A 10,322-nucleotide genomic window follows, 5' to 3' on the forward strand; every position below is an offset into this window, starting at 1 on the left:
GAACGGGCGTCGGAACCCCGCACGGTTCCGCGACGAGAGACGGTGGCCCATGCGCGTCGTGACCTGGAACCTGTGGTGGCGCTTCGGGCCCTGGGCCGAGCGGCAGAAGGCGGTCCTCGCCGTCCTGCGCGACCTGCGCCCCGATGTCGTGGGCCTGCAGGAGGTGTGGGCCCTGGGCGACGACAACCTCGCCGGGTGGCTCGCCGACGAGCTCGGCATGCACTGGACCTGGGCCCCCTCGCCCGCCTCCGACCGCTGGCAGCGGCGCATCGGCGAACCGGGCGTCGAGATCGGCAACGCCGTGCTGAGCCGCTGGCCGATCGCCGACCGCGACGAGCTGCGGCTGCCGGCGCCCGAGGAACTGGACGACGGACGGCTCGCCCTGGCCACCCGTCTGGCGGCACCGTCGTACGAGATCCTGTTCGTCACCGTCCACCTCAGCTCGGCTCCCGACGCATCGGCCGTACGCTGCCAACAGGTCACCGCCCTCGCCGAGTTCGTCGCCGCCCACCGCGAGGGCACCGACTTCCCGCCCGTCGTCACCGGCGACTTCAACGCCCGGCCCGACTCCGACGAACTCCGCCTCTTCGGCGGCACCCGCACCACCCCGCCCGTCCCCGGCCAGATCTTCCTGGACGCCTGGGCCTACGCGGACCCCACGGCCCCCTCCGCGACCTGGGCCCCGGCGAACCCGTACGTACGCGGCACCCCGCCGGCCCGTATCGACTACGTTTACGTGGGCCCCCCGGGCCCGAGCGGCCTCGGCCACGTCAGGGGCGTGCGGCGAGCGGGCGACGGCCCCGTGGACGGGGTGTGGCCCTCCGACCACGCGGCGGTGGTGGCGGACCTGGCAGGTTCAGCGACCGGCGGATGACTTCACCAGGTCGACCAACGCCCCGAAGGCGACGGGGCTGACGGTGAGGACGGTGCGGGGCGGGTCGTTGTCGGCGATGTGGATGGCGGTGGGGGTGGGGGATATGTGGACGCAGGCCTCTCCCTCTTGGCAGTAGGACGACTTCCGCCAGGCGCGGGTGGACATCTGGGCTCCTTCACATGTTCTGGACGATCGAGAGGATCAGATCGCGACCCGGGGCAGTCACGCCAAGTACCGCAAGGACGACCGTGCCGTCATCGTGCCCCTGCACCGCTCTCTTGCGCCCGGCACCCTCCGCTCCATCCTCCGCCAGGCCGACTGGACCGTGGACGACCTCACCGAGCACCTCAAATAGTCCGGAGACGGTGACAGCCTCCGCCGTCCAAGGAGACTTCGCCCGGCACCACTCGCGCCCCGAAGGGGTGAGACCCAAGGGCGCGGCCTCATTGTCCGAGGAAAATCGGATTCGTGAACGCCGCCAGCACCCCCGGCACCGGCCCCGCCGCCGTCTCGTGCCGTAGTTCCGCCCGGACGTAGGCCGCGTACGCCGGCGTCGTGCGCCACTCCACCGCGCCCGCGCCCGCCACGGGCAACGGGTCGCTCGTGTGCAGGACGCCCTGGTCGGTGACCAGGCGGATCGTGCAGCGCGGGGCGCCCGTGGCCTCGACGCGGATCGTGACCGGGGTGTCGGCGGCCACCTCCAGCCGCTCCCCGATCCCGGCCTGTTCGCCCCGCGCGCCCGACGCCGTGAAGGTGAGCGACACGTTCTTCGACTCGGCGACGTACGCCTGCCCCGCGCGGATGCCCGCCAGGATCGCCTCGCGGCTCAGGTCGTCGGCGAGGACCACCGTCTGGGGCATGCCCACGGTGTCCGGGGCGCGGTGCGCGTCGCTGTTGCCCATCGCCGGGATCCAGGCGCGCACCGAACCCCGGACGGACGCGACCAGCATGTTGTCCCACTCCGCGAGCGTCACCTCGTCGTCGGGCGTGTACGGGCCGTTCCACACCTCCACCGCGTCCGCCTCGCCGAAGCCGAACTTCCAGCCGCAGCCGATGCAGGTGGCGTGCGGGTGGGCCGGTACGACCAGGCCGCCGGCCCGCCGGATCTCGCGGGCGAAACGGCCGAAGCGGTTGTCGCGTGCCCGGTAGCGCCAGTCGACGAAGGTCCCCGGGTCCGTCCCCAGCGCCACGACGTGGCCGTTGCGGGTCGTGACCTCCTCGCCGAGCAGGATCAGCAGGTCGTCGCCCGCCTCGGTGGCCCAGTGGGGGTGGGAGGCGTGGGTGTTGTGGTCGGAGCTGTTGATGAAGTCCAGGCCCGCGGCGCGGGCCAGCGCCGCGATCTCGGCGGGGGTGCGGCGGCCGTCCGAGTACCAGGAGTGGAGGTGGCAGTCGCCCCGGTACCAGGCCCGGCCCCGGCCCCGGGCACGGGACGGCGGGTACACCGGGCGCGGGGTCTCGCCCCGCTCGCCGTACGTCAGGGTGATCGTCAGCTCGTAGGAGAGGCCCAGGGGCGCCACCGTGTACGGGCCCAGCGCCACATGCCAGGTGCCCTCCCGGATCGGACCCGGGACGTACCCTGGCGTCGCGTCGTCCGCGCGGAGGAAGAACTCCGAGCGCGCCCCGCCCGACCAGCCGCGGAAGCCGTGGCCGCCCAGCTCGGTGCCGCGCTCGTCGAAGATGCCGATGTCGAGGGCGTTGCCCGCCGTGCCGGCCGGCACGGACGGTCTGCCGTAGGTGTACGCGACCCTGATCTCCCGTACGCCCGACGGGACTTCGACGGGCACGTAGACGAAGTCCGGCGAACCCGGGGGAAGGGTGCCGCGTACCGTTCTCGTCTCCTGGTCCTGGCCGTCGGCCGCCGCGAAGCTCACGCCTCCCAACGTAAGCGCGGCGGCCGCGCCCGTCACGAACAGAGCGCGTCGCCCGATGCCGTGCGCGTCCTCACCCATGGGGCCCACTTTGCGGTGCGGGTGTGAACTGCCGTGGAAGAGAAGGGAATCGGCCGTCGACGGGATGTCCTGTACGCGAAGCAGAGGATCCTCCATACGGTCGGTGTGACGTAGGTGCCGACCGGTCGGTATGGACATCCGTCCTTCCGGCCGGTACAGATGGGTCATGCGTATCGCCGTAACGATCTTCCTCACCGACGAGACGATCACCCCGACCCGGCTCGCCCGTGAGCTGGAGGAACGGGGTTTCGCCGGCCTCTACCTGCCCGAGCACACCCATATCCCGGTGGAGCGGGTCACCCCGTACCCGGCGGGCGGCGAGCTGCCGCGCGAGTACGGCCGTACCCTCGACCCCTTCGTCGCCCTCGGTCAGGCCGCCGCGGTGACCGAGCGGCTCGGTCTCGGTACCGGGATCACGCTGGTGGCCCAGCACGACCCCATCGACCTCGCCAAGCAGATCGCCACCCTCGACCACCTCTCCGGCGGCCGCTTCACCCTCGGCCTCGGCTTCGGCTGGAACGTCGAGGAGGCCGCCGACCACGGCGTGGAGTGGCGGACGCGGCGGGAGCTGGTCAAGGACCGGATGGCGCTGATGCGCGCGCTGTGGTCGGAGGAACCGACCGCGTACGAGGGCGAGTTCGGGAGTGTCCGGGCCTCCTCCGCCTTTCCCAAGCCGGTGCAGAAGCCGCGTGGTCCGGTGGTCGGGCCGCGCACCCTCGTCGGCGGGGCGGCGGGGCCGAAGCTGTTCTCGCACATCTCCGCGTACGCGGACGGCTGGATGCCCATCGGGGGGCGCGGGCTGACCGAGTCCCTGCCGGTGCTGCGGGACGCGTGGTCGGACGCCGGGCGCGACCCGGCCGCCCTCCAGGTCGTCCCGTACGCCGTCTTCCCGACCCCCGGCAAGCTCGCCCACTACGCCGAGCTGGGCATCGAGGAGGTCGTGGTCCAGTTGCCGCCGGAGGGGGAGGCGGAGGTGCTGCGGGCGCTCGACGGTTACGGCGCCTTCCTGGGCTGACCTCCGGGCGCTGATCAGGTCGACCTTATGCTCGAACAATGACGACTTCCGCGACTCCCGGAACCGGCCCGACCGAGAACTCCATGCGTCGCGCCCTCAAACGTGCCCGCGACGGCGTCGCCTTGGACGTCACCGAGGCCGCCGTCCTCCTCCAGGCCCGCGGCGAGGCCCTCACCGACCTCGCCGCGTCGGCCGCCCGGGTGCGCGACGCGGGACTCGAGGCGGCCGGCCGGCCCGGCGTCATCACGTACTCCAAGAGCGTCTTCATCCCGCTGACCCGGCTGTGCCGGGACAAGTGCCACTACTGCACCTTCGTCACCGTCCCCGGCAAGCTGCGCCGCGCCGGGCACGGGATGTTCATGTCGCCGGACGAGGTCCTGGACATCGCCCGCAAGGGCGCCGCCCTCGGCTGCAAGGAAGCGCTGATCACACTGGGCGACAAGCCCGAGGACCGCTGGCCCGAGGCACGGGAGTGGCTGGACGCGCACGGCTACGACGACACCATCGCCTACGTCCGCGCCATATCGATCCGCATCCTGGAGGAGACGGGGCTGCTGCCCCACCTCAACCCGGGCGTGCTGTCCTGGACCGACTTCCAGCGGCTCAAGCCCGTCGCGCCGTCCATGGGCATGATGCTGGAGACCACCGCGACCCGCCTGTGGTCCGAGCCGGGCGGCCCGCACCACGGCTCCCCGGACAAGGAGCCCGCCGTACGGCTGCGGGTGCTGGAGGACGCCGGACGGTCGTCCGTCCCCTTCACCTCCGGCCTGCTCATCGGCATCGGCGAGACGTACGAGGAGCGGGCCGAGTCCCTCTTCGCGCTGCGGAAGATCTCCCGCGCCTACCACTCCATCCAGGAACTGATCATCCAGAACTTCCGCGCCAAGCCGGACACCGCGATGCGCGGCATGCCCGACGCGGAGCTGGACGAGCTGGTCGCGACCATCGCCGTCGCCCGGCACATCATGGGCCCGTCCGCCTGCCTCCAGGCCCCGCCCAACCTGGTCGAGGGCGAGTACGAGCGGCTGATCGCGGCCGGCATCGACGACTGGGGCGGGGTCTCCCCGCTGACCATCGACCACGTCAACCCCGAGCGTCCCTGGCCGCAGATCGAGGAGCTGGCCGAGCGGTCGGAGGCGGCCGGGTTCGAGCTGCGGGAACGGCTGTGCGTCTATCCGGAGTTCGTCGGACGCGGGGAGCCCTGGCTCGATCCGCGGCTGCTGCCGCACGTACGGGCGCTGGCCGACCCGGAGACCGGCCTCGCCCTCCCGGACGCGGTGGTGGAGGGGCACCCCTGGCAGGAGCCCGAGGAGGCCTTCACCGCCTCAGGCCGCACCGACCTGCACACCGCCGTCGACACCGAGGGCCGTACGTCCGACCGCCGCGACGACTTCGACGAGGTGTACGGCGACTGGGCGGAGCTGCGCGAGGCCGCGGCACCCGGCATGGTGCCCGAGCGCATCGACACCGACGTACGGGCGGCCCTGGCGACCGCGGCCGACGACCCGACCCGCCTGACCGACGCCGAGGCGCTGGCACTGCTGCACGCGGACGGGCCCGCGCTGGACGCCCTGACCCGGATCGCGGACGACGTGCGCAGGGCGGCCGTCGGCGACGACGTGACGTACATCGTCACCCGCAACATCAACTTCACCAACGTCTGCTACACCGGCTGCCGCTTCTGCGCGTTCGCCCAGCGGCGCACGGACGCGGACGCCTACACGCTCTCCCTGGAGCAGGTCGCCGACCGTGCCCAGCAGGCGTGGGACGTGGGCGCGGTGGAGGTGTGCATGCAGGGCGGGATCCATCCCGACCTGCCGGGGACGGCGTACTTCGACATCGCGAAGGCGGTGAAGGAGCGGGTGCCCGGCATGCACGTGCACGCCTTCTCGCCGATGGAGGTCGTCAACGGCGCGACCCGCACCGGCATGTCGATCCGCGAGTGGCTGACGGCGGCGAAGGAGGCCGGCCTGGACACCATCCCTGGCACGGCCGCCGAGATCCTCGACGACGAGGTCCGCTGGATCCTGACCAAGGGCAAGCTGCCGACCGCGACCTGGATCGAGGTCGTCACCACCGCGCACGAGCTGGGGATCAGGTCCAGCTCGACCATGATGTACGGGCATGTCGACCAGCCCCGCCACTGGCTCGGCCATCTGCGCACCCTGGCCCGCGTCCAGCAGCAGACGGGCGGTTTCACCGAGTTCGTGACCCTGCCCTTCATCCACACCAACGCGCCGGTCTACCTGGCGGGCATCTCCCGGCCCGGACCGACCGTCCGCGACAACCGCGCGGTGACGGCGATGGCCCGTCTCCTGCTGCACCCGCACATCCCCAACATCCAGACGAGCTGGGTGAAACTGGGCACGGAGGGCGCGGCGGAGATGCTCCGCTCGGGCGCGAACGACCTGGGCGGCACGCTGATGGAGGAGACGATCTCCCGGATGGCCGGGTCCTCCTACGGCTCCTACAAGTCGGTCAAGGACCTGATCGCGGTGGCGGAGGCGGCGGGGCGGCCGGCGAAGCCGCGGACCACGCTGTACGGCGAGGTGCCCGAGGAGCGGCAGCGGGCGGCGGCGGTGTCCGACGGGCACCTGCCGGAGCTGCTGCCCGTGCTGGACTGAGGAGCAGGGGGCGTCACAGTACGATGATCGGACCCCTGTTCCGACGGGTGCCAGGGGTCCCGCAGCCGAGGAGATGCGTCCGTGCCAGCCCCCAAGGTCTGGGTGACCGGTCTGACGGTAGGAGCGATCGCCGCTGTCGCCGTCCTGGCCGTGCAGGCAGACAAGGGAACGAAGCCCCACGTGGTCGCCGGACGGGCGCACGCGTCGGCGTCGGCGGGCGCGCATCCCTCCGTCACGAAGACCGCGGCGCCCGCCAAGGTGCCGGACGGCTCCGGCACCGGACGCCGGATCGTCTACTCCCTCGGCCAGAAGACGGTCTGGCTGGTCGACGCGAGCGACGCGGCCCGCCGCACCTTCGCCGTCTGGCCGGGGACGGTGAGCCCGGGCGTCGGCACCTACGCGGTCAGCTCCCGCGCCGCGGGTCCGATCATCGGCTCCGACGGCGTGAAGATCGACCACATCGTCTACTTCTCCGCGCAGTCCGGCGTGAACATCGCCTTCTCCAACGCGGTCGACGGATCGTCGCCGCCGCCCGCGTCCGGAGCCAGGACGGGCGGCATCCGGATGCGGACGGCGGACGGGTCGGCACTGTGGACGTTCGGGACGACCGGGACGAAGGTCACGGTCGTCAAATAGCCCTGAGCGTCAGGCCTTCGGGTCGGACCGGCGGTCGGTCAGCAGCACCACGAGCAGCGAGAGGCCGCTGAGCACGAACACGCGCAGTGCCGCGTCCAGTCCGTTCCACGTCTTCGACTGCCACATGGAGAACCACTCCCCGCCGATCGCGATGAACCCGGCGCCGAAGAGCAGCAACAGCATCAGCAGGCCGTAGGCGGAGACGCTGCGGGCGCGGGCCTTGTCGCGCCGGGTCCACAGCCAGGTGCCGTAGACCAGGACGAGCGCGGCAACCGTCTCCCAGACGATGATCAGGACGTAAGCGGTGTTCTGCAGGCCCTTGTTGGTGATCGCCCGCCACATCAGGTCGTGGTCCTTGAACGTCGTGTCCATCGCCAGGACGTGCTGCACGAACGCCTGGTTCGTCCCGAAGTCGGTGATGTTGCCGAACGCCACGAGCGCGATGTAGAGGGCGACGGTGGCGGTGAGAAGAGCGGCCGTCAGATCGAGGGCACGCGAGGTGGGGGGTGTGTTGGTGGACATGACAGCCATCTTTCCCCGGGAAGATCGTGCTGCTGCGTGAAATGAGCCAGAATATTGGTGAGATGGCGGGTTCCCGGGCGAGAGGACGTACGGGTGGCGCAGACACGGGGGTCCACGCCGTCGATGCAGGACCTGATCGCCCGCCGCAGACGCGCCGGGTTCGTCGGCCGTGGCGCCGAACGGGCCGCGTTCCGGGCCAACTTCGACCTGCCGCCCGAGGACGAACGGCACCGCTTCCGGTTCCACGTCCACGGCAACGCGGGCGTCGGAAAGACCTTCCTGGTACGGGAGTTGGAGCAGATCGCCCGTGAACGGGGCGCGCTCACCGCGTACGTGGACGAGGGCGCCGGGAGCGTCACCGACGCCCTGGAGCTGATCAGCCGTCAGTTCACCGCGCAGGGGCATCGGTTCAAGGAGCTGGACCGGCTGCTCGCGGCCCATCGGGAGCGGCGGCACGAGGCGGAGGCGGTGCTCGCCACGGCGGATCCGGAACGGGAGGGGCCGTCGGCGGGGAGCCTGGCGGTGGCGCGGGCCGGGCTGATCGGCGCGGCGGCCGTACCGGTGGTCGGCGCGTTCGCCGGCGCCCTCGATCCCGACCGGCTCGCCGAGGGCGTCGACCGCCTGCGGGCCGGGCTCAGCGCCCGCTTCCGCAGCCAGGAGGACGTGCAGCTCGTGCTGTCCCCGCAGAGCGTGCTCACACCGGTGCTGCTGGACGCGCTGTCCGAGGCGGCGGCCGCCGCGCCGTCGATCGTCCTGTTCTTCGACACGTACGAACGCACCGGCCCCTTCCTCGACGGCTGGCTGCACCAGCTGATGACCACCGACCGGTACGGCGCCCTGCCCGCGAACGTCGTGGTCGTCACCGCCGGTCAGCAGCCCTTCGACACCGCCCGCTGGGGCGGCTTCGCCGACTTCCTCGCCGACGTGCCCCTCGGCCCCTTCACCGACGCCGAGGCGCGCGGGCTGCTCGCCGACCGGGGCGTACGGGACGAGCCGGTCGTCGCGGAGGTGCTGCGGCTGACCGGCGGGCTGCCGGTGCTGGTCTCCACCCTCGCCGAGGCCCGCCCCGCCGCCCTCGACGACGTCGGCGACCCGAGCACGGACGCCGTGGAGCGGTTCCTGAAGTGGGAGCGCGATCCCGTACGGCGCGCGGCGGCACTCGCCGGGGCACTGCCGAGGTGGCTCGACGCGGACGTGCTGCGGGCGGTCCTCGACTGCCCGGACGACCGACTCGAGGACCTGTACGGCTGGTTGCGGGGCATGCCGTTCGTCGGCGAACGCGGCGACCGGCTCCGCTACCACGACGTCGTCCGCGCCCCGATGCTGCGCTCGCAGCGCCGCTGGTACCCGCGCACCTGGACCGAGCGGCACGAGCGGCTGACCCGGGCGTTCGGCGGCTGGCGGGCGCGGACCGAGCGGAACCTGCCGCCCGACGGGCTGTGGGCGGACGAGCAGTGGCGGGAGCTGCGCTTCGCCGAGTCGTACCACGTGCTGTGCGGCGCGCCCCGGGCCGCGCTGCCCGAGGTCCTCGGCGACCTCGTCGACGCCTGCGACCAGGGCGACGAGGTCGTACGGCACTGGGTGCGGCTGCTCGCGGAGGCCGGGGAGGACGCCGACGCCGACACCGTACGGACGTGGGCGGCCGACCTGGCCGAGGCGTTCGCGGCGGGCGGGGTGACCCGGCTGCTCGGGCTGCTGCTGGACCGGGCGCGGGGCGAAGAGCCCTGGCGGGCCCGGGCCTGGAGCATCCGGGCCGACGCCTTCGCCCGCGACGGCGACGACGGGCGCGCACTGGAGGAATACGACCGCGCCCTCGCCCTCGATCCCGACCTGGTACGGGCCCTGCGCGCCAAGGCGGTCGTCGTCAGCCGGGCCGACGGCCACCGGGCCGCCCTCGCCCTCCTGGACCGCGTGGTCGAACTGGAGCCGCACAACGCCTGGAACGTCATGCTGCGCGGCGAGTTCCACCGCCTGCTGCGGAACGAGGAGGAGGCGGTCCGCGACCTGACCGAGGGCATCCGGCTCGACCCGACCCGCGAGTTCGCCTGGGCCTCGCGCGGGGCCGCGCTGGAACGCGCCGGCCTGCTCGACGCGGCGCTCGCCGACCTGAACCGCGCGCTCGAACTCAAACCGGACTACGCCTGGGCGCTCGGCCGCCGGGCCCGGGTCTGGCGCGCGCTCGGCGACCACGACCGGCAGCTCGCCGACCTCGACCACGCGGTCGGCCTGTGGCCCGACTGGGGCTGGGGCCACTGCGAACGCGGCGACGCCCTGCGTGCCGCCGGCCGCGACGAGGAGGCTCTCGCCGACTACGACCGCGCCCTCGCCATCGACCCCGGCTACGCCTCGGCCCACGCGAGCCGGGGCGCCGCACTGAGCAACCTGGGCCGCCACCCGGAAGCCCTCGCGGCCCTGGACCGGGCCCTGGGGCTCCAGCCGGGGTACCCGTGGGCGCGAGAGCAGCGAGCGGCGGTCGTGGCCCGGCTGGGCGGTGGCACATCCCCTTGAACCGAGCCCTGAGCGGCCACTCCCGCCACTCCGTGCGCCTGGGCCCACGCGAGCCGGGGCGCCGCACTGTGCAACCTGGGCCGTCACCCGGAAGCCCTTGCGGCCCTGGACCGGGCCCTGGGGCTCCAGCCGGGGTACCCGTGGGCGCGAGAGCAGCGAGCGGCGGTCGTGGCCCGGCTGGGCGGTGGCACATC

The 10,322-nt window shown here is 72.8% G+C and carries 9 protein-coding genes; 6 read left to right on the forward strand and 3 right to left on the reverse strand.

The genetic code is table 11. From position 1 onward, the window contains the following. Nucleotides 1–49 precede the first annotated feature (49 nt). Nucleotides 50–874 carry an endonuclease/exonuclease/phosphatase family protein gene (locus ACIRVK_RS28545; RefSeq protein ID WP_404251962.1) on the forward strand — a complete coding sequence of 275 codons (825 nt, stop codon included), beginning with the start codon at nt 50–52 and terminating at the stop codon, nt 872–874. Here the strand turns inward: ACIRVK_RS28545 and ACIRVK_RS28550 are convergent. After that, nucleotides 857–1,039 carry a DUF397 domain-containing protein gene (locus tag ACIRVK_RS28550; protein ID WP_404251964.1) on the reverse strand — a complete coding sequence of 61 codons (183 nt, stop codon included), beginning with the start codon at nt 1,037–1,039 and terminating at the stop codon, nt 857–859. The genes ACIRVK_RS28545 and ACIRVK_RS28550 overlap by 18 nt on opposite strands. Between ACIRVK_RS28550 and ACIRVK_RS28555 the strand changes: the two genes are divergently transcribed. Next, nucleotides 1,032–1,229: a type II toxin-antitoxin system HicA family toxin gene (locus tag ACIRVK_RS28555; RefSeq protein ID WP_404251966.1), complete on the forward strand. Its 198-nt coding sequence runs from the start codon at nt 1,032–1,034 to the stop codon at nt 1,227–1,229. The genes ACIRVK_RS28550 and ACIRVK_RS28555 overlap by 8 nt on opposite strands. 88 nt (nt 1,230–1,317) lie before the next feature. Here the strand turns inward: ACIRVK_RS28555 and ACIRVK_RS28560 are convergent, their stop codons facing one another. Beyond that, nucleotides 1,318–2,823: a CehA/McbA family metallohydrolase gene (locus tag ACIRVK_RS28560; protein WP_404251968.1), complete on the reverse strand. Its 1,506-nt coding sequence runs from the start codon at nt 2,821–2,823 to the stop codon at nt 1,318–1,320. Nucleotides 2,824–2,989: 166 nt separating this feature from the next. Here ACIRVK_RS28560 and ACIRVK_RS28565 point away from each other — a divergent pair, with 166 nt between their 5' ends. From ACIRVK_RS28565 to ACIRVK_RS28575, 3 genes are all read left to right on the forward strand, one after another. Then, on the forward strand, nt 2,990–3,838 hold the full coding sequence (locus ACIRVK_RS28565; RefSeq protein ID WP_404251970.1) for an LLM class F420-dependent oxidoreductase: 849 nt from the start codon (nt 2,990–2,992) through the stop codon (nt 3,836–3,838). Between the two features lie 38 nt (nt 3,839–3,876). After that, entirely contained in the window at nt 3,877–6,462 is a 2,586-nt protein-coding gene (locus ACIRVK_RS28570) for a bifunctional FO biosynthesis protein CofGH (protein ID WP_404251972.1), read from the forward strand. 81 nt (nt 6,463–6,543) lie between these two features. Then, nucleotides 6,544–7,098, forward strand: coding sequence for a hypothetical protein (locus ACIRVK_RS28575; protein WP_404251974.1), 555 nt, complete (start codon nt 6,544–6,546; stop codon nt 7,096–7,098). A 9-nt stretch (nt 7,099–7,107) separates the two neighbouring features. Here ACIRVK_RS28575 and ACIRVK_RS28580 read toward each other — a convergent pair whose 3' ends face one another. Then, nucleotides 7,108–7,620, reverse strand: a complete 513-nt coding sequence (locus ACIRVK_RS28580) for a DUF2165 domain-containing protein (RefSeq protein ID WP_404251975.1) — start codon at nt 7,618–7,620, stop codon at nt 7,108–7,110. 93 nt (nt 7,621–7,713) lie between these two features. On the opposite strand from ACIRVK_RS28580, the gene ACIRVK_RS28585 reads away from it, so the two are divergent. Continuing rightward, nucleotides 7,714–10,128 (forward strand): tetratricopeptide repeat protein, encoded by a 2,415-nt coding sequence (locus tag ACIRVK_RS28585; protein WP_404251976.1) that lies wholly within the window; start codon nt 7,714–7,716, stop codon nt 10,126–10,128. The last annotated feature ends 194 nt before the right edge of the window (nt 10,129–10,322 follow it).

It is taken from the genome of Streptomyces sp. NPDC101152, from assembly GCF_044768275.1.
Classification (GTDB): domain Bacteria; phylum Actinomycetota; class Actinomycetes; order Streptomycetales; family Streptomycetaceae; genus Streptomyces.